We start from the raw sequence: 18,833 nt of genomic DNA, 5'->3' as shown, positions 1-18,833 counted from the left end.
TGTTCACCATTCTGCGAAGGCTCCGTCCGGGTGGCGCCAGACCGGTCCGCGCCAGGCGTGGCCGCGTTTGTCCGCCGCCCGGACAACCGCTTCATCGATTTCGATGCCGAGGCCGGGGCCGGTCAGACGTTCAATATGGCCGTTGACGAACTTCAGCGGACTCTTGTCCACCACGTAATCCAGGACTTCGGCGCCCTGGTTGTAGTGGATGCCGATGCTCTGCTCCTGGATCAGGAAGTTGGGCGTCGCGAAGCCCACCTGCAGGCACGCGGCGAGGGCAAGAGGTCCAAGCGGGCAGTGCGGGGCCAGTTGGACGTCGTAGATCTCGGCCAGGGAGGCGATCTTGCGGACCTCGGTGATGCCGCCGGCGTGCGAGAGGTCCGGCTGCGCCACGGCGATTCCGGCCTGCAGTGCCGGCAGGAATTCCTGCCGGCTGTAAAGCCGCTCGCCGGTGGACACAGGAGTGGTGGTGGATGACGTAAATTCGCGCAGCAGGTGCGTGTTTTCCGGGACCACGGGCTCTTCGAGGAAGAAGGGCCGGTACGGTTCCAGCAATGGCGCCACGCGACGGGCGTTGGCCAGGCTGAAGCGGCCATGGAAGTCCACGGCCACGTCACCGTGGTCCCCCAGCACTTCGCGGGCCGCGGCAACCCGGCGGATGACGCCGTCGATCTCTGCCACGGAGGCCACCGGGCTCATCCGGCCGCTGGCGTTCATTTTCACTGCGGTCAGACCTACGTCGAGCTGGGCGCTGATCTGGTCCGCCACCTCGTTGGGTTCGTCCCCGCCCACCCAGCCGTACATCCGGATGCGGTCCCGGACGTGGCCGCCCAGGAGCTGGTGCACGGGGGTGTTGAAGTGCTTGCCCGCAATATCCCATAATGCCTGGTCCAGCCCGGATACGGCGCTGGCGAGGATGGGTCCGCCCCGGTAGAAGGAGCCCTTGGTCATGACCTGCCAGTGGTCCTCGATGCGGAGGGCATCGTTGCCGATGAGCAGCTCCGAAAGCTGTTCGACGGCGGTGCGCACGGTTTCGCTGCGCCCTTCGCAGGTTGCCTCGCCCCAGCCGACGATGCCGCTCTCGGTTTCGATCCGGACAAAAAGCCACCGCGGGGCGACGAGGAAGGTTTCGATCCTGCTGATGCGTGTCATGCCGGCCTAGCCTTTGGTAGCGCCGGCGGTCATGCCGGAGACGATGTACTTCTGCGTAAAGAGCGCAATGATCATGATGGGAACGGTCACCACGGTGGCGGCCGCCATCAGGCCGCCCCAGTCGATGCTGGCATAGGAGACGAAGTCGAAGATGGCCACGGGGAGCGTCTTGGTCTTGGACCCGGACAGCACCAGGGCGAACATGAAGTTGTTCCACGAGAAGATGAAGGACAGGATGCCGGCGGTGGCCATGCCGGCCACGGACAGCGGCAGCGTGATGCGGCGGAACGCGCCGATCGGGGTTAGTCCGTCCACCTGCGCCGATTCCTCCAGTTCCAGCGGAAGGGTATCGAAGTAGCTCATCATGATGTACACAATCAGCGGCAGCGCCACGAACATGTGGCTGAGGATCAGCACCTCGAAGCCGCCCACCATCCGCAGGTTGGAGAAGACGTAGTACCAGGGCACCAGCAGCGAGACGCCCGGGATGACACGGGCCATCAGCACCACCAGGGCTGATCGGTGCATGGTGAACCGGCTCATGGCGTACGCGGCGGGGACCCCCAGCACCAGCGAGAGCACCGTGGAGACGAACGCCACCCAGAAGCTGTTGAAGATAAAGACGAAGTAGTTGTTGCGCTGCAGGACGTTCGCGTAGTTCTCGCCCGTGGGGGTGAAGATGATGGATTTGGCGGAGTCGTAGATGTCCACGTTGGTTTTGAAGGACGCCATCAGCATCCAGGCCAGCGGCGCAAGAAGGAACAGCACCACGGCGATGAGGGCAACCACCCGGAAGACCTTGTAGGCGCGGGTGGCAAGGGGCTTCCGGCGGCGGCGGACCGGCTGGGAAGGCCTGGCCGACGTCGGGTTCCCTGTGTTTTCGGCGTTTTCGTTGACGACGGTCATTTGCTTACCGCTTTCTTGCGCATGGTCAGCAGCCACATGGAACCGATGATGATCATAAAGAACAGGATCAGCACCGCGGAGGACAGCCCGTACTGGTTGTAGTCGAAGCTCAGCCCGTAGGCGTAGACGTTCAGGGTTTCCACTTCATGGAAGGAGCCGCCGCCCTTGCCTTTGGTGGCGTACAGGATGTCGAAGGTTTTCAGGGCGTCGATCCCCCGGAGCAGGATGGCCACGATCACGGTGGGCATCATCAGGGGCAGCGTGATGTAGAAGAAGCGCTGGAAGGAGTTGGCCCCGTCCACGCGTGCCGCCTCGTCCGGTTCCTCGGACAGGGAGGTCAGGCCGGCCAGCAGGATCAGGACCACCATGGGGGTCCACTGCCAGACGTCCATAAAGATGGTGGTGCCCAACGCCGTGTCCTGGCCGGACAGCCAGGGCTGGGCGGGGATGCCCACCATGCCCAGGAGCTGGTTGACGAACCCGATGTTGGGATCGAAGATCAGCCTGAACATCATGCCCACAGCAACCGGGGTGGCGACGAGCGGCAGCAGGATGGCCACGCGGACCCATTTTTCGCCGCGGAACGGCCGCCACAGCAGCAAGGCGATGCCCATGCCCAGGACCACTTCGCAGACCAGGGCAATGCCGGTAAAGGTGAGGGTGCGGCCCACCGCGGGCCAGAAGCGTTCGACGTCGGACAGGACCGTCATGTAGTTTTCCAGGCCGATGAACTCGGTGGCGGCACGGACTGAACCCTGGGAATCGGTGAGGCTCAGGTACAGCGTCCAGGCCAGGGGGAAGACGATGAGGACGGCTACGAAAGCCATCGCCGGGGCTGCGAAGAGCCACTTCCGGTGCGTGTTGGCCCAGTCAGAGAATTTTTCGCGGCCGTTCGGGGCACGCCCGGCATTCCGCGCTGCGCTGCGGGGAGAGGTCGTTACAGACATGGTTCACCTAAAAGTCGGGGGGTGAAGAGTAGCCGGGGCGGGAGGGCATCATCACTGCCGTCCCGCCCGGGCAAAGGGGGCGCCGGGGACCATTGGCCGGGCCGGCGCCCCGGGTGCGGTACTACTTTTCGCTGTCCAGGAACTTCTGGAAGGCTTCGTGCGCCGTCTCTGCAGCTGCGGCCGCGTCGGCCCCGGTGATGCTTGCAACGATCGGCTCGCCCACGATCTCGCGGGCCTTGCCGACGGTGACCACCTCGGGACGGTCGTGTCCCACACCGTTCTTGGCGCTGGCGGCAATGGCTTCGGCCAGGTCCTTCGGGTACGTGGACGTGCCCTCGGGGTTGGACCAGACGGAGGCGCGGGGTCCGGGGACGCCGGCCTTCTGTGCAGCCAGCGTGCGTTCCTTACCCGTTGCCCACTGGATGAACTTCCAGGCGTTGTCCTGGTTGCCCGAAGCCTCGTTCACGGCCAGGCCCCAGGAGGGGATGTTGTACGGCTTGGAACCGGCAGGCCCGGCCGGCAGTGCGGCGAAGCCGACCTTGTCGGCAACCTTGGACTTGGCCGGATCGGTGGCGTTCTTGTAGAGCGAGTCCGCCTCCGTGTAGAAGGCGGCCTGGCCCTGCGTAAAGATGGCCATCGCCTCGGGCCAGCTCATGTCCGTGCTGACGTTGGCGGGGCCGTAGTTCTTGATCAGGCCGCCATAGTAGGCGTAGGCCTCTTTCGCTTCGGCGGAGTTGACCGTGGACTTTCCGCTGGCATCCATGAAGTCGCCGCCGAAGCTGAAGAGGAAGCTCGAGAACTGGGTAACAGCTGCGGACTTGCCGGTGCGGGCCACAAAGCCTGCGGTGCCCGGGTTGGACTCCTTGATGGCCTTGGCTGCTGCCTCAAGCTCCGCCATGGTCTTGGGCACCTCGAGGCCGGCTGCCTGCAGCAGGTCCTTGCGGTAATAGAGGACTTCGCGCTCGGTGATGATCGGGACTCCGACCACCTTGCCGTCAGCGGTGGTGGCCTTGACGGGGCCCTCCTGGAAGTCCTTCCAGTCCCAGCCCGAATCCGATGAAACCTTTTCGGTCAGGTCCGCGAGGTAGCCGTTCTTCGCGAACGCCTTGCCTTCCTGGAGCGGGCGGTACATCATCACGTCGATCTCGTCGCTGCCGGCGTTGAGCTTGACGTTGTACTGGTCGGAGAGCTGGTCCTCGCCGAGCTGGGTCAGTTCCACCTTCAGCCCGGTGGAGCTCTCAAATTCGGGGATTGCTGCCTTAATGCCCTCGGTCCAGACGTGGTTGGCCAGCGTCACCCTGACCGTACCCGATTCCTTGGCGTCGCTGCTGCCGCTGCCGCCGCAGGCAGTCAGGCCCATGGAAAGTGCCGCAGCGACTGCCGCGTACTTCATTACTGAACGTCGCTTCATGACGACTCCCTTGTTTTCTGGCTGACGTCGGTGTGCAGCCGGTCACAAATGCATCTTTACATCTGCTCTGGGGAAGATCATAGGTAAATAAGGCAGACTTAAACAACCCTTTTTGCTACACCGTATGATTTATTCATGAAAACCCCACAGGCGGAGTCCCCGATCGACCGGCATGCCTCGTTGGTCCAGAACCTGGGACTCGCCATCGCCGAGGGTTCCCTGGCACCGAATTCGGTGGTGCGCCTGGACGAGCTTGAGACGCAGCACAACGTCTCCCGCTCGGTAGTCCGCGAGGCCGCCCGCGTACTTTCCTCAAAGGGCATGCTGGCATCGCGCCGGCGCTTCGGCACCGTGGTGCAGCCCGAAGCGGCCTGGAATCTGTATGACCCGGAGGTCATCCGCTGGCGGCTCGCCTCATCCCGGCGGCTGGAGCAGCTGCAGGCCCTGAACGAGCTCCGCGGCGCCATCGAACCGCAGGCCGCCCGGCTCGCAGCCGAACGCGCCTCCTGGGATGCGGGCAGCGACCTGGTCCACCTTGCGGCGCGGCTGTGGGCCGCCGGCCAGCGGGGAGACCAGGACGAATTCCTGCGCCTGGACGTCGCGTTCCACGCCGCGGTGCTCAAAGCATCAGGCAACGCCATGTTTGCCCAGCTTCATAATCTTGTGGCCGAGGTCCTCACCGGCAGGGCCGAGCACGGCCTGATGCCGCACCTTCCGGATCATGAGGCCCTGCAGCTGCACGTTGACGTGGCCAGCGCCATTCAACGCGGCGAGGCTGCCGCGGCGCATGCGGCGATGAGCCGGATCGTCCAGCAGTTCGCCGAAGAGGTGGGCCACATCTGGTCAGAGCATCACCCTGACACGGCGGCAAAGGCGCCCAGGCAGCGGGGAGAATCCGACGACGCCCCCCACCGGCCGCCGTCGGACTCCCTTACCCGGCCGACCGGTTAGAACGATCCCGTGGTGAACTGCCACGTATTGCCGGCCAGGTGATTGCCGGCGAGGTCCCGGATGGCCGCGGCCCCGCCGGTAACGGTGACGGTGTATTTCGTTTTGGCGGACAGGGACTGCTGCGGGTCCAGGACCCACTGGTTGGTGGTGCCGTTGCGGACCACGGCGGCCGGAACCACTGCGCCGGTGCCGGCGTTTTTCACTAGGAAAGTGGAGGTGCCCACGCCCACGACAGCCTCGTTGAAGGTGACCGTGATGTTGTTGTTGCGGCGGACCAGGATGGCGTTGCTGCCGGGCATGTAGCCGGTGATTACCGGCGCCGGGCCGGTGGTGAACGTCCAGCCCGTGGTGGCGAGCGGTGTGCCCGCAGCGTCGCGGATGGCGGTGGCACCACCGGTCAGCGTTGCCGTGAATTTCCCGTCGGCGGCCAGGCTCGCAGCCGGGTCGAGGGTGGCCGTCCTGGTGGTGGCGTTGTAGCTGACTGTTGCCGGGATGGCGTTTCCGGCGGCGTTCCGGAGCACAAACGTCCCGGCGCCGACGCCCTGGACCGGGGCGCTGAAGGTGGCGGTCACGTTACTGCCCTGCGGTACTGACGTTGCGCCCGCTGCCGGCGTTTTGGCAGTCACCGTGGGAGCGGGAGCCGGTGCGGGAGCCGGTGCAACGGGCGCCGCGGCCGAATACAGGAGCCTGTTGGGCGTGCCGGCCGCGGCACCGCTGATGACCCCGGCGGTGGCGTTCGATGCCAGCGCCGAGGCCACCTGCGCGGGGGTGAGTCCGGGGCTGTGGGAGAGCAGGACCGCCGCGGCGCCGGCAACATGCGGCGTGGCCATCGAGGTGCCGGACATGGATGCGGTGGCCGTGGTGGAGGTGTACGCCGCGGACACGATCCCTACGCCGGGTGCGTAGAGGTCCACGCAGGAGCCGAAGTTGGAGAAGGACGCCTGGCGGTCGGCGGAATCGCTCGCTGCCACGGTGACCGCTGCGGGAAGCCGTGCGGGCGAACTGCCGCAGGCATCTGCGGCGGAATTGCCGGCGGCAACCAGGGCAGTGACGCCGTCGTTGATTACCGCCTGGAGGGCGGCATCCACCGCCGGGCTGGCCGGTCCGCCCACGCTCAGGTTGGCCACGGCCGGGATCCCGGCGGCGTGGTGGGCCACGATCCAGTCCAGGCCGGCCACCACGTCCGAGTTGTAGCCGGAGCCGGTGCAGTCGAGGACGCGCACGGGAACGATCGTTGCGCCCTTGGCCACGCCGTACGTGGACCCGGCCACTGTTCCTGCCACGTGCGTGCCGTGGCCGTTGCAATCCCCCGAGCCCCTGCCGTCCGCCACGGCACTCCACCCCGCGGTGATGCGGCCGGAAAACTGGGCGTGGGAGGCCAGCACACCGGTGTCCACCACGTACGCACTGACCCCCGCGCCTGCTGCCGTCCAGCTATAGGAACCGGACAGCGGCAGGGCCCGCTGGTCCGAGCGGTCCAGCCCCCACGGTGCGGGCTGCTGCGATTCTGAAACCGTGACGGGCGCGTCCACTTCCACGGAGGCGACATCCGCCGCCCGGGACAGCGCCGCCGCCTGCGCCGCTGTTGCGGTCACCACGGCGCCGCGGAGTGCGTGCGAAAAGGAGCGTCCGACGGCGATGCCCTGGGACGTGAGCCGGCCCACCGCCGCGGGGACATCGGTGCCGGGGGCGTAGCGCACCAGATAGCGGGCGGCCGCCTCGTTGGTGTCTCCTTTCCTGTCCGCCGCGGTTGCCGGCAGCGCGGGAACCGCAAGGACCGCAAGGACCGCGGCGATGATCAGCGTCGAGGCGGCGGGCAGCACAAAACGGAGGGTGCGCATGGGGAGTTCCTAGCGTGGCGGTGCGGGCTGATGAGGGGCGGAAGATCCCTGCCCCCACATCAGGGTAGGAGCCTACGCCGGGCCATGGCGGGAACTCAGCAGATCCTGCGCCAACCCTTGGCCGGCTGCGGAAAACCGTGGGTCTACCGGGGCTGCGCCGCTTCAGTCCTCCGTGGGCGTGGTGCGGTTCGAGTGGTAGGAACGCCAGGTGTGTTCGGGCTCGAATCCCAGCAGGCGCCGGGCTTTGTCGATGGACAGCATGGTCTCGTGCTCGCCGAGTTCCTTCGTTACCTTGACGTTGGGGAACACCTCCGCCGCGAGGCCGGCACTGGAACGGGACATCACGGTATCGGCGTTCGCAATGATGAACGCCTCGAAGCCCGGCCGGCCGTGTTCGAGTGCGCGTGCCACGGCCTGCGCCCCGTCGCGTCCGTCGATGTAGCCCCACAGGTTGAATTTTCGCGCCCGGGCGTCTGCGTCGAACTGCGGGAACCGTTCGTAATCGTCCGGGTCCATCACGTTGGAGAACCGCAGGCCCGTGATGCTCAGCTCCGGGTCCCAGCGTGTGAACTGGATGGCCATCTGCTCCTCGAGGTGCTTGACCAGCGAGTACGTGCTTTCGGGCCGGGCCGCGTACTCCTCATCCACCGGGATGTAGGGCGGGTCGGCGTCGAACGGGAGTCCCAGCACCGTCTCGCTGGAGGCATACACCACCCTTTTGATGCCGGCCCGCCGCACGGCCTGGAAAACGTTGTAGGTGGAGAGCATGTTGTTTTCGAACGTGGCGGCCTCGGGTGCCATCCCGGGTGCGGGAATGGCGCCGAGGTGGACCACGGCGTCGAAGTCCCTGAGCCTGTCATCGAGGCCAAGCAGGGCATCCATGACCTGCCCGTAGTCCCGCAGGTCCACCCGGGTCATGAGGTGGCTCCGCTCCCCGGAGGAGGCCTCTTTATCCAGGGTGAGGACCTGATGGCCGTCATCGGTGAGCCTGCGGACCACATGGCGCCCGAGTTTTCCGCTCCCGCCGGTGACCGCAATCCTCATGGGGTCACTCCGGCTGCCAGGAACTTTTCGACGGCGGCAATCGCACGCTTGGTGATCTCCCCCGGGTCACCGCTGCCGTCCACGGAGACCACCATGCCCCGGCCGGCATAGACCGCCACGACCTCATGGGTTTCCCGGTGGTAAAGGTCCAGCCTGCGCCGGAAGACCTCCAGGGTGTCGTCCTTGCGGCCCTGCTCCTTGGCGCGCCGGAGCATCCGCTGTTCCAGTTCGGAATCCTGGGCGCGGAGTTCCACCACGGCGTCGAGGCGGTGGCCCTGCGAAGCCAGCATGTTGTCCAGTTCCATAACCTGGGGCGCGGTCCGGGGATACCCGTCCAGCAGAAAGCCCGGCTGGACATCGGCGTCGAGGAGCCGATCCTTGACCAGCGCATTGGTGAGGTGGTCCGGCACAAACGCACCGTCGTCGAGGTACCTTGCGGCTTCCAGCCCCAGCGGTGTCTCCTCGCTGACGTTGGTCCGGAAGATTTCGCCCGTGGAGACAGTGGGGACGCCGAAGTGCCTGGCGATGTGTTCCGCCTGCGTGCCCTTGCCGGATCCGGGCGGCCCGATGATGAGCAGTCTGGTCATGTCCTGTCCCTCCGCGGCGCCATCGCCGGCTGGTTTCGGTTCCACCGCCCGCAGCGGCCAACGTGAGCTACATTCTGCCCACAAGTGGCAACGCAACGCCAGAGGCAGCCGGCTGTGGCACGGCGCGAAATGTGGCATTTGAAATACTCAGGGCCTGTATATACTTCTGGTTACCGGTTTAGCAGCAGGCCGTTGGACAGTTCGTCGATCCAGCGATCGCCGCCACCCTGCTGCCTCACGGGCAGATTGTGCGGGGAATTGCCGGGTCGTTTTGACCTGAGCGAATGGCACTAAGAACCGTGGCCAGCGAGTCAACAGCAAATACAGCTACATCAATCACTGATCACCTGCACGAAGAACTCCTCAACAGCTCCGACGTTGAGGAGTTCCTTGACGAACTTGCGCGCGTCTCCGCGCGCAACCTCTCCGGGTCCGGAGACGAGGTTCTCTGCAGCATTACCCTGCTGCGGCAGCGCAAGGCGGCAACCGTCGCCAGCAGCGGCGCAGCTGCCCAATCAATCAGCCAGATTGAATGCCAGTCCATTGACAGCCCGGGCATGGCAGCCTCCGTGGACCAGCTGACCGTCCACGTTCCCGATCTGCGGGAAGAGGGCCGCTGGCCTGAGTACACCGCAGCGGTGCTGGCTCAAGGCATCCTCTCGGTCCTGGCCATCCCCTTCCAGCTGGAGGGCGAAACCAAAGCGACCCTGCTGTTGTATTCCCACCGGAGCGGCCGGTTTGAGGGCCGCATCCTGGAAACCGCCGAGGATTTTGTCCGGCAGACGTCCCTCGCCCTGCGGCTGGCTGTGCGGTTCGCGCATTACAGCGAAACCGCCGCCCACCTGCGGGCCACCCTCGAAACCCGTACCGTCATCGACATGGCTGTGGGGATCATCATGGCCCAGAACCGCTGCAGCCAGCAGGAGGCCTTCGAGCTCCTCAAGGCCGCCTCAAGTACCCGCAATTCCAAGCTACGGAACGTCGCTGCCGCCGTGGTAAACGCCCTCGGCCAAGGTCCCGCCGAGACGCACTACGACGGGTAGCGCCGGGGCGGCCCGGCGTCAGGCGCCGTCACCGACGTCGGGGGGCTGCCCTGTTCTCCGCTGAATTCGACGCCAGCTACACCTGGTCATAGACAAGCTCTGTCCCGCTGACGCGCACACCGGACGTTGGCTGGTGTGGTGCCAACTTTCCGCCGGGCATCAGGTGCAGGACGCTGACGCCGTCGAGCAGGACGGCATGGTCCGAGATGAGCCGCCGGTGGCACCGCCACCACACGGTCTCGCTGCACATAATGGCGGTGGACTGTCCTGCAGCCTGTGCCAGCAGCCCGCCGAGGGCCAGCGAAAACTCCGGGGTCCGCATGTAGGCCGCATAGGCCCTGAAGGAGTCATTGCGTAATGCCACATCCGGCGAATCCTGCGGCAGCTTCCGAAACCCGCCCAGCCGCTTCTCCCAGCGGTAGGCCACCCCGGCCGCAGGCAGCCATTCTCCCAACAGGTCCTTGCCAAAATGCGGGAACTTCCGGCTGCCGGGGGCGATCCGGACATCCACCAGGGATCGGACTCCAGCTGCGGCCAGCATCCCGGCGAACTGCTCCTGGCCGGCCGTTCCGTGGCCCACTGTCAGTAACGTGGGGTCTGCGGAATGTGTCATGGTAGCGATTCTCCATCACCCCAGCCCTTACACTGGTTTCAAGCTGGCTCTGGGGGCTTTATGGAAACTCAACGCGTCTGCCTCGTCATCGAGGACAACTACGATATCCGCGGGCTGATCACCGTGGTACTCACCCGCGCGGGCTTTGACGTGCGCGCCGTTGCGAGCGGCGCCGAGGGCATCGCCGCGGCAGCGGACCCCTCCGTGGCACTCATCACCCTGGATCTTGGCCTGCCGGACATGGACGGCCATGTGGTTTCCCGGGCCATCCGCGCCCTCAGCGATGCTCCGCTGCTGTTCCTCACCGCCCGGTCCGAAGAGGATGACTACTTGGCCGGAATGGCGTCCGGGGCTGCCGCTTACCTGACCAAACCGTTCCACCCCAAGGAATTGCGGGAACTGGCACTGCGGCTCTGCCCGGCAACCGCGCCGGCGCCTGCGCCGTCAAGCGCGCCAGCACCCGGCAGCCAGGACACTCCCGCCCAGTCCCGGTAGCCCGCGGACCCGGTAGCCGGCGAGCGCGGTAGCCGCAAGCTCGGCCTCAAGGCGGCGCTGTATCACGGCGGCCACTACGTCTTTCCGCTCTTACGCGCTTTCACAGGCTGGGCACATTTCCGGCAAATCCCTGCGCTAGCTTGGCTGCCTAGAACTGAGGAATGACTCCTCTCAAGAACACTAAACGCCAAGGCAGCCGCATACGGCGCGCCGTCGTCGCAGGGGCAGTTGCCCTCACGCTGTCCGCGGGAGGCGCCACGGCCTGGGCGCTGGACCGCTTCGTGGTCCAGCACGTGGAAATCTCCGACGTCTCCGCATATGAGGCCAGCCAACTGGGCACCAGCCAATCCGGTTCGGGCCAGGGCACGACGGCGGGCACAGCAGCCGGGTCGGCCACCGCGGTCACCACCGACACTTCCTATTCTTCCGACAGCTCGGAGATCAATATCTCCACAGTGACCACCGGCAGCGGTGACAGCACCGTCACCTACTACGTTGCCGACGTCGTTCTTGACGATGCCACCGCGCTTCAGTCCGCCTTCGCCGAGAACAGTTTCGGTGAGAACATCACCGAAACCACGTCGGCAATCGCGGAGGCCAACAACGCGGTCTTCGCCATCAACGGCGACTACTACGGCTTCCGCGACACGGGCATCGTGATCCGCAACGGCGTGGTTTTCCGCGACGAGGGTGCGCGCCAGGGCCTCGCCTTCTACCGCGACGGCACCGTCAAGGTCTACGACGAAACCGCCACCACCGCCGAGCAGCTTGTGGCGGACGGCGTCTGGAACACACTCTCCTTCGGACCGTCCCTGCTGGACAACGGCGAGGTGGCCGAGGGCATCGAGGACGTGGAAGTGGACACCAATTTCGGCAACCATTCGATCCAGGGCGAACAGCCGCGCACCGCCGTCGGGATTATCGACGCCAACCACCTGGTGTTTGTGGTGGTGGACGGCCGCAGCCCCGGCTACAGCGCCGGCGTCACCCTGACGGGGCTGGCGGAAATCATGCAGGGCCTCGGAGCCACCACGGCGTACAACCTCGACGGCGGCGGCTCGTCCACCATGTACTTCAACGGTTCATTGGTGAACAACCCGCTGGGCGCGAACAAGGAACGCGGCACCTCAGACATCCTGTACATCGCGGGATAGGCGGGTAGCGATGATCATCCTGATCCCGGCGTACGAACCGGACCACCAGCTTCCCGCCCTGATCCGTGCCATCCGCGACGCCGAGCCGGCTGTGGCAGTGGTGGTGGTTGATGACGGCAGCGGGCCCGCGTACAAGGACGTGTTCGACGGCGTCAGGAACCTCGGGTGCCACGTCATCGGGTACACCCGGAACCGGGGAAAGGGCTTCGCGCTGAAAACCGGCTTCGGGTTCATCGCGGACCATCTCCCCGGCCAGGACGTTGTCTGCGCGGACAGCGACGGCCAGCACACCATCGTGGACATCCTGCGTGTGGCGGCCGCGGTGGCCTCCGCCGGCGGATCGCCGGCCATGGTGCTGGGAACCCGGAACTTCACCGGGAACGTTCCGGCCCGCAGCAGGTTCGGCAATGCGGCCACCCGCCTGCTGTTCCGGCTGGCCACCGGTGAGCGCATTACCGACACCCAGACAGGCCTGCGCGGTTACCCGGCGGCCATGCTCCCGTGGCTGCGCTCGGTCCGCGGCGAACGCTACGAATACGAGCTGAACCTGCTGCTGGAAGCGAAACAGGCCGGCTGCGCCATCCGCACCGTGGACATCGCCACCGTCTACCTGGACCACAATTCCGGGTCCCACTTCCGGCCCGTGGCTGATTCGGTCCGCATTTACGCTCCCCTGCTGAAGTTCCTGGCGTCGTCCTTTTCGGCGTTCCTCGTGGACACTGTGGTGTTCCTGCTCCTGACCCTCGTCACCGACTCGCTGCTGGTTGCCGTGCTGGGTGCCAGGGCTGTCAGTTCTGCCGTCAACTTCCTGGTGAACCGGCGGCTGGTGTTCAATCACGGCCGCGACAGGCCGGTCTCCGCCGCCGGGCTGCGCTACTTCAGCCTGGTGGCGGTTCTGCTCGCCGCCAACTACGGATTGCTTTCTGTCCTCGGTGCGCTGTCTGTTGCTGCACTGCCGGCCAAAGTCCTCACCGAAATCGTGCTCCTGACCGTCAGCTACGCGGTGCAGCAGCGGTACCTCTTTTCGGGGAACCCAGCTGGTCTTCCACGGCAGACTGCCGACGATCAGACTTCTGTGGAGGTCACTTCCGGACGGGCCGTCCCGTGACCTAACCTGCAGTGCCCGTCTTCCCGGCGTAGGACGTGGCCTGTTTGCGGACCTGGTCCACATAGGAATCGGACTGGTTGTAGGAGTAGACGGCCCCGGTCCAGCCGTTCGCGGTGGTGAGGTCACGTCCGCGAGCGCACAAGTAGCCTGCCGCACTGAGGGCGGCATCGTCGATGTTGAAGGGATCCGCTGTTCCGTCGCCGTTCCCGTCCCGTCCCGCAAGCTCCCAGGTAGAGGGAATGAACTGCATGGGTCCGACGGCACGGTCCCAGCGGGCGTCGCCATCCAAAGCGCCGCCGTCGGTATCAGCGATGGCGGCAAATCCGTTCCCGTCGAGGCTGGGGCCAACGAGCGGCCCGCTCGCCTGCCCTGCTGCATTCAGGCTTCCGCCGCCGTACGCTCCGTGGGCGGATTCCACGAAGCCGACCGCCGCCACCGTATTCCAGCCGATCCCACACCCCGGAGCGAAGCGGCCGGCCGCATCGGCCGCGGCAACGTAGGCCCGAAGCGCACGTGCGGGAATACCCGTCTGCTCGGCGGCACCCATGAGCCACTCGGCGTCAGCATTCCTCGTGACGTTCACGGCGGGGCTAATACCCGGGGCCGTTTCAAATACTGCCTCAGACCGGGGCGGCGGAAGGGCTCCGCCCGCCTCCGCGCCGGAGCGCTCCAGTGCCCAGAATGACACCGCCGTGACCACACAGATCGCAAACACACAGAAGACCACAAAGCGCCTTAGCCAGAGCACGCGGCTCCGCCCGGGAAGCGGGTGTCTCCGGCGGGAAACGCGGGGTCACAAGGGGCAGTCACGGGTTTGATCCTATCCACCGAAGCCGGCCGGGTCGTGCACCCGCCCCCGCAAACAGCAGGTGAACGCCCGGCCAACACTCATATTCGGGCCTGGGTTCCGTCACAGCACCTGCACAGTTTCGCCCGGGATTGTAGAGAACAGCCCACCAACAGATTCCGGAGAATCCGATGACTTCACTCATTTTCATCGCCGCAGACCTCGCGGCCATCAGCGTCCTGACCTTCGTCCTCTACCTCCGCCGCCACCGGCGCCGCGACCTGGTGGTGTCCTACCTGGGCATGAACGTCGGCGTCCTGACCGTAGCCACCGCACTGTCCGGCTCAGCCGCCGGCCTCGGCCTGGGACTCGGCCTCTTCGGCGTCCTGTCCATCATCCGGCTCCGCTCCACCGAACTCGCCCAGCACGAGGTGGCCTACTACTTCTCGGCCCTGGCGCTGGGCCTGATCGCCGGCCTCGGCATCGAACCCCTTTGGCTCACCTCCTCACTGATGGGCCTGATCCTGCTGGTGATGTTCGTCGGCGACCACCCCCGCGTCCTGCCCGCCCACCGACACCAGACCGTGATCCTGGACCGGGCCCTGACCGGGGACGGCGAGCTGCATGCACGGCTCGAGGAAGTCCTGCACGGCAAGGTCCACTCCGCCACCATCCTGGAACTCGACCTGGTCAACGACAAAACCATCGTGGACGTCCGCTACGCCTACAGCCCCGCTGCGGCCCCGGCCGCTGTGACCTACCTTCCGACGGCGGGTCCCCGCCATGTCGAGCCGGCACCTCACGTGACCCTTCCCCCGGACGAAACAGCGCCGCCGTCGTCCGCTCCTATCCACGCCTCCGCTGGTGCGGCGTGAGCGCCCCGGCCGGCGCCGGCGTCGTGAGCAACCTCCGCGGCCTGCCCGGCGTGGGACTGGAGGAACTGAACACCGAAGCCGCGCTGCAGACCAGGGTGGACCGTAAGTACGTCGTCCCCGAAGACCTGGCCCGGGAGCTCCTGGCCACGTTCGATGCCGAGGTCCGGGTCCTGGAAATGAACGGCTCCCGCTGCTTCGCCTACGACTCCGTGTACTTCGACACGGCGCAGCTGGACAGCTACCTGCTGGCCGCCCGCGGCCGCCGCCGCCGCTACAAGATCCGCACCCGGACCTATGTGGACAGCGCCATCAGCTTCCTGGAGGTTAAAACCGAAGGCGCCCGCGAGGCAACGGTGAAGGAACGCATCCCGTATGAGCTCACGGACCGCGCCCGGCTGACCGCGGAAGGCCTTGACTACGTCAATGAAACGCTCGCCGCGGCGGTTGGCGGAGCCCCCGCCGGGCCGCTCGGGCCCGTGCTTGAGACCCGTTACCACCGCACAACGCTCTACCTCCCGTCGTCCGGCAGCCGGGCCACCATCGATACGGATGTCACCTGGCAGCGGCCCGGGGAACCGGCCTGGGTGCTCGACGGTGCGGTGATTGTTGAGACCAAGTCCGGCTCGGCCGCCGGGCCCCTGGACAGGCACCTCTGGGCCGCCGGGGTCCGGCCGTCCCGGATCTCCAAGTTTGCCACCGGCATGGCGGCCCTCTGCCCCGATCTGCCGGCCAACCGCTGGAACCGCACTCTCCGCCGCACCATGGCCCTCCGGCCCGCGGCCTGACCTTTCACAGACTTCCCCTAAGCTCCCCGAAGGAACACACCATGAACCGCTTCCGCACCGCCCTGTCCGTCACCGCCCTCGCCCTCACCGTTGGCCTGGCCGGCTGCGCCTCCGCCGGAACGGCCGGTACCGGCACGTCCATCACGGGCACCACATCTGCCGGCTCCTCCTCATCCACCACGTCCGGCACCGCCCAAGCCGCTGTCTCCCTGGACACCCTCGCCGCGGACACGCACTACGACGCCGATGACCTCACCTGGGATGCGGCCGCCGAAGTAGCCGTGACCCTGGCGGACGGCGCCAGCACTGTCGCCTCCGGATCGTCGTCGGACGCCGTGAAGGTCGACGGCGACACCGTCACCATCAGCGCGGCCGGCACCTACCGCCTGAGCGGGTCCCTGTCGGACGGCCAGGTGGTGGTGGCCGCCGGCGAGGAGGACGTGGTCCGGGTCATCCTGGACGGCGCAGAGATCTCCAGCTCCACCGGCTCCCCGTTTGTGGTGCAGAGCGCCAACGAGGCCATCGTCTACCTGGAAGACGGCTCGTCCAACTCACTGAGCGATGCCACCACCTACGCGGACACGGCCGAGGATGCCCCGAATGCGGCCCTGTACTCGCAGGCCGACCTGATCCTCGCCGGCTCCGGTTCGCTGAGCGTGGAGGGCAACTTCAACGACGGCATCTCCTCCAAGGACGGCCTGGTGCTGGCTGCCGGCAACGTGATCGTGGACTCCACGGACGACGGCATCGTGGGCAAGGACTACGCGGTCCTGCTCGACGGCGCCTACCAGGTCACCGCGGGCGACGACGGCTTCAAGTCGGACAACGAGGAGGACGAAGGCCGCGGCTGGGTCCTCATCAACGGCGGCACGCTGAACGTCAGCGCCGTGGACGACGGCATCAAGGCGTTCAACACCCTGACCATCGCGGCCGGCGTCACCACCGTTGAGGAGTCGGAGGAAGGCCTGGAGGCCCGGCACATCGTGATGTCCGGCGGTACCGCCAACGTCACGGCGAACGACGACGGTGTGAACGCCTCGGGCGGGTCCGCCACCTCAACCTCCGGCGCCGCGGGCGGAATGGGCGGCGGCGAGATGGCCGTGGGCGACTATACAGTGGAGGTCACCGGCGGGTCACTGACCATCAATGCGCAGGGCGACGGCCTGGACTCCAACGGCAACGCCAGCATCTCCGGGGGCACCGTGGTGGTCAACGGCCCCACCAACTCCGGCAACGGCGCCCTGGACGTCAACGGTGATCTGACTGTCACCGGCGGCACCGTGGCAGCGGCCGGCAGCGTGGGCATGGTGGTCACCCCGGGCGCCTCCTCCACCCAGTCCGGTGTGCAGGTGACCCTCGGATCAGCGGTTCCGGCCGGCACCGTGGTGCAGATCGCTGACCCGAGCGGCACCGTGGTGGCAGCCTTCGTGACAGCCAAAACGACGGCGTCGCTCGTGTTCTCCTCAGCCGCGATCACCGAAGGAGAGGAGTACACCGTCTACACCGGCGGCACGGCCACGGTCAGCGCCGGACTCGGCGAAGGCTCCCTGGACGGCGCCGACCAGGGGGGAACCGTAACAGCCGGCGAATACACGGCAGCCCAGGGCCCCGGCGGCGGAGGCGGCAGCTTCGGCGGCCGCCCCTAACCCACACCCCTCCCCGCCCTAACCCACACCCAACCCACGCCGCTCCCCCTTCGGACGCTCTCTCACTTAATGCGGGTTTTTGACCGACGCTCTCTCACTTTCTTGAAGAAAGTGAGAGAGCATCGGTCGTTTTCCCGCATTAAGTGAGAGAGCGTCCGGGGTGTGAGGGCAGGCCGTGTGCGGCTACGAGGTCGGTTCTTACCCCGTCGTATGGTCGTTGCTGCGCATTCGGAGGGCGACTACCAGGCCGGAGGCGGCTGTGAGTGCGGCGATGGTGGCGATGGCTGCGGGAATCCCGTACAGGTCCGCGAGCAGTCCTGCTGTGAGTGCTCCAATGGCGAAGCCGCCGTCACGCCAGAGCCGGTAGACCCCGACAGAGCGGGCCCGCCAGGCAGGGTGGGCGACGTCCCCTACGGCGGCCAGGAGGGCGGGGTAGACCATGGCCGTTCCGAGCCCAAGGAGGATGGCTGCCGCGATCCAGGGCCAGAAACTGTGGGAGGCGGCGACTAGCGCGAGTCCCGCGGCCTGGACGCTCATGCCGGCCACGATGAACCACTTGCGGCCCCACCGGTCTGACGCGGCGCCGGTGAAGAGCTGCCCGGCGCCCCAGACCGCGGGATAAACGGCGGCCAGAATCCCTACCTGGTTCAGGCACAGCCCGGAGCTGACGAATAAGACCGGAAAGAGGCCCCAGGCGAGGCCGTCGTTGAGGTTGTTCACCAGTCCTGCCTGGCTGGCTGCGGAGAGTGAACGGTCCTTGAAGCTGGTGAGGGTGAAAACCTGGCCCGTGGTGAGGCCGGCGTGCGCACTGCTGTGTGCACTGACGTGCTGCGAGGCTTCCGTCCTGGCGTGGTTGTGCGTCTCGCGCAGGGTCAGAACTGACAGACCCAAACCGAGGGCGATGTAGGCGGCTCCGAGGAGGAACGGGCCGGGCCGGAGCCCGTACGCGGAGGCGATGTATCCGGTCGCCAGGGCTGTGATGGCGACTCCGAGGTACCCTGCCGCTTCGTTCAGACCCATGGCAAGGCCGCGCTGTTTCGGTCCGGTCAGGTCCATCTTCATGATCACGGCCGTGGACCAGGTCAGGCCTTGGCTGACACCAAGGAACACGTTTGCCGCAACGATCCATCCCCACGACGGGCCGAAGATGAGCATGAGCGGGACGGGAATCGCGACAAGCCAGCCCGCGACGAGGACGGGTTTGCGGCCGTACCGGTCAGCGAGCGTTCCCGCGAAGTAGTTCATCGCGGCCTTGGACAGGCCGAAGGCGATGATGTAGGTCAGCGCGCTTGTGTACAGGTCCAGGTTGAACGTCTGGGAAGCCAGCAGGGGCAGTACGGTGCGCTCCTGGCCAAGGGTGCCGCCCACCAGGGCGTTGACTGCCACCAGGAGCATGAACTGTGCCAGGTTTTGCCGAAGCCCCAGCACGGTACCGGCTGATCCCCGGCCTTGGCGCTGGAGTGTCCTGCCCTGCATGTGGAGTGCTCC

18 protein-coding genes are annotated in these 18,833 nt (G+C 66.5%); 8 read left to right on the top strand and 10 right to left on the bottom strand.

The genetic code is table 11. The features are described from left to right. Positions 1-3: 3 nt before the first annotated feature. The 4 genes from dgoD to GUV69_RS18370 all read right to left on the bottom strand — a co-directional run bounded on the left by dgoD (position 4) and on the right by GUV69_RS18370 (position 4,416). On the bottom strand, positions 4-1,152 hold the full coding sequence (dgoD, locus tag GUV69_RS18385) for a galactonate dehydratase (RefSeq protein WP_164205050.1): 1,149 nt from the start codon (positions 1,150-1,152) through the stop codon (positions 4-6). 6 nt (positions 1,153-1,158) lie between these two features. Further along, entirely contained in the window at positions 1,159-2,058 is a 900-nt protein-coding gene (locus tag GUV69_RS18380) for a carbohydrate ABC transporter permease (RefSeq protein ID WP_164205048.1), read from the bottom strand. Then, on the bottom strand, positions 2,055-3,005 hold the full coding sequence (locus GUV69_RS18375; RefSeq protein ID WP_167525101.1) for a carbohydrate ABC transporter permease: 951 nt from the start codon (positions 3,003-3,005) through the stop codon (positions 2,055-2,057). The genes GUV69_RS18380 and GUV69_RS18375 overlap by 4 nt, the downstream gene beginning before the upstream one ends. A 121-nt stretch (positions 3,006-3,126) precedes the next feature. Then, positions 3,127-4,416 (bottom strand): ABC transporter substrate-binding protein, encoded by a 1,290-nt coding sequence (locus GUV69_RS18370; protein WP_164205046.1) that lies wholly within the window; start codon positions 4,414-4,416, stop codon positions 3,127-3,129. Between the two features lie 135 nt (positions 4,417-4,551). Between GUV69_RS18370 and GUV69_RS18365 the strand changes: the two genes are divergently transcribed. Then, positions 4,552-5,367: a FadR/GntR family transcriptional regulator gene (locus tag GUV69_RS18365; RefSeq protein ID WP_164205044.1), complete on the top strand. Its 816-nt coding sequence runs from the start codon at positions 4,552-4,554 to the stop codon at positions 5,365-5,367. On the opposite strand, the gene GUV69_RS18360 is transcribed toward GUV69_RS18365, so the two are convergent. The 3 genes from GUV69_RS18360 to GUV69_RS18350 all read right to left on the bottom strand — a co-directional run bounded on the left by GUV69_RS18360 (position 5,364) and on the right by GUV69_RS18350 (position 8,839). Further along, complete coding sequence (locus GUV69_RS18360) at positions 5,364-7,208, bottom strand: S8 family serine peptidase (RefSeq protein WP_244292776.1); 1,845 nt, start codon at positions 7,206-7,208, stop codon at positions 5,364-5,366. The two genes, GUV69_RS18365 and GUV69_RS18360, sit on opposite strands and share 4 nt — an antisense overlap. Before the next feature lie 162 nt (positions 7,209-7,370). After that, positions 7,371-8,252, bottom strand: a complete 882-nt coding sequence (locus tag GUV69_RS18355; RefSeq protein WP_164205042.1) for an NAD-dependent epimerase/dehydratase family protein — start codon at positions 8,250-8,252, stop codon at positions 7,371-7,373. Next, complete coding sequence (locus GUV69_RS18350) at positions 8,249-8,839, bottom strand: adenylate kinase (RefSeq protein WP_164205040.1); 591 nt, start codon at positions 8,837-8,839, stop codon at positions 8,249-8,251. Before GUV69_RS18350 ends, GUV69_RS18355 begins: the two co-directional genes overlap by 4 nt. Before the next feature lie 299 nt (positions 8,840-9,138). Here GUV69_RS18350 and GUV69_RS18345 point away from each other — a divergent pair, with 299 nt between their 5' ends. Next, complete coding sequence (locus tag GUV69_RS18345; RefSeq protein ID WP_164206748.1) at positions 9,139-9,882, top strand: GAF and ANTAR domain-containing protein; 744 nt, start codon at positions 9,139-9,141, stop codon at positions 9,880-9,882. 76 nt (positions 9,883-9,958) lie between these two features. Here GUV69_RS18345 and GUV69_RS18340 read toward each other — a convergent pair whose 3' ends face one another. After that, positions 9,959-10,495, bottom strand: coding sequence for a DUF488 domain-containing protein (locus GUV69_RS18340; protein ID WP_164205038.1), 537 nt, complete (start codon positions 10,493-10,495; stop codon positions 9,959-9,961). Between the two features lie 60 nt (positions 10,496-10,555). On the opposite strand from GUV69_RS18340, the gene GUV69_RS18335 reads away from it, so the two are divergent. The 3 genes from GUV69_RS18335 (at position 10,556) to GUV69_RS18325 (ending at position 13,252) form a co-directional block, all read left to right on the top strand. Next, entirely contained in the window at positions 10,556-10,990 is a 435-nt protein-coding gene (locus tag GUV69_RS18335) for a response regulator transcription factor (protein ID WP_164205036.1), read from the top strand. Positions 10,991-11,151: 161 nt separating this feature from the next. Then, positions 11,152-12,144, top strand: a complete 993-nt coding sequence (locus tag GUV69_RS18330) for a phosphodiester glycosidase family protein (RefSeq protein ID WP_164205034.1) — start codon at positions 11,152-11,154, stop codon at positions 12,142-12,144. 10 nt (positions 12,145-12,154) lie between these two features. After that, a complete protein-coding gene (locus GUV69_RS18325) occupies positions 12,155-13,252 on the top strand; it encodes a GtrA family protein (RefSeq protein WP_164205032.1) in 1,098 nt (365 codons plus the stop codon). Position 13,253: 1 nt separating this feature from the next. Here GUV69_RS18325 and GUV69_RS18320 read toward each other — a convergent pair whose 3' ends face one another. Next, positions 13,254-14,000, bottom strand: a complete 747-nt coding sequence (locus GUV69_RS18320) for a lytic transglycosylase domain-containing protein (RefSeq protein ID WP_164205030.1) — start codon at positions 13,998-14,000, stop codon at positions 13,254-13,256. A gap of 230 nt (positions 14,001-14,230) precedes the next feature. Between GUV69_RS18320 and GUV69_RS18315 the strand changes: the two genes are divergently transcribed. The 3 genes from GUV69_RS18315 to GUV69_RS18305 are packed head-to-tail and all read left to right on the top strand — an operon-like array spanning position 14,231 to position 17,345. Beyond that, a complete protein-coding gene (locus tag GUV69_RS18315; RefSeq protein ID WP_244292775.1) occupies positions 14,231-14,914 on the top strand; it encodes a DUF4956 domain-containing protein in 684 nt (227 codons plus the stop codon). Further along, complete coding sequence (locus GUV69_RS18310; protein WP_244292774.1) at positions 14,911-15,699, top strand: polyphosphate polymerase domain-containing protein; 789 nt, start codon at positions 14,911-14,913, stop codon at positions 15,697-15,699. Before GUV69_RS18315 ends, GUV69_RS18310 begins: the two co-directional genes overlap by 4 nt. 41 nt (positions 15,700-15,740) lie before the next feature. Next, the gene (locus GUV69_RS18305) at positions 15,741-17,345 is read left to right on the top strand and encodes a carbohydrate-binding domain-containing protein (RefSeq protein WP_164205029.1); all 1,605 of its coding nucleotides are present in this window, start codon (positions 15,741-15,743) and stop codon (positions 17,343-17,345) included. A gap of 198 nt (positions 17,346-17,543) precedes the next feature. Here the strand turns inward: GUV69_RS18305 and GUV69_RS18300 are convergent, their stop codons facing one another. After that, positions 17,544-18,821, bottom strand: coding sequence for an MFS transporter (locus tag GUV69_RS18300; protein ID WP_164205027.1), 1,278 nt, complete (start codon positions 18,819-18,821; stop codon positions 17,544-17,546). Between the last annotated feature and the right edge of the window lie 12 nt (positions 18,822-18,833).

The sequence above is a fragment of the [Micrococcus luteus] ATCC 49442 genome, from assembly GCF_010367585.1.
Classification (GTDB): domain Bacteria; phylum Actinomycetota; class Actinomycetes; order Actinomycetales; family Micrococcaceae; genus Arthrobacter; species Arthrobacter luteus_A.
This window is presented reverse-complemented; position numbering and strand designations above follow the sequence as displayed.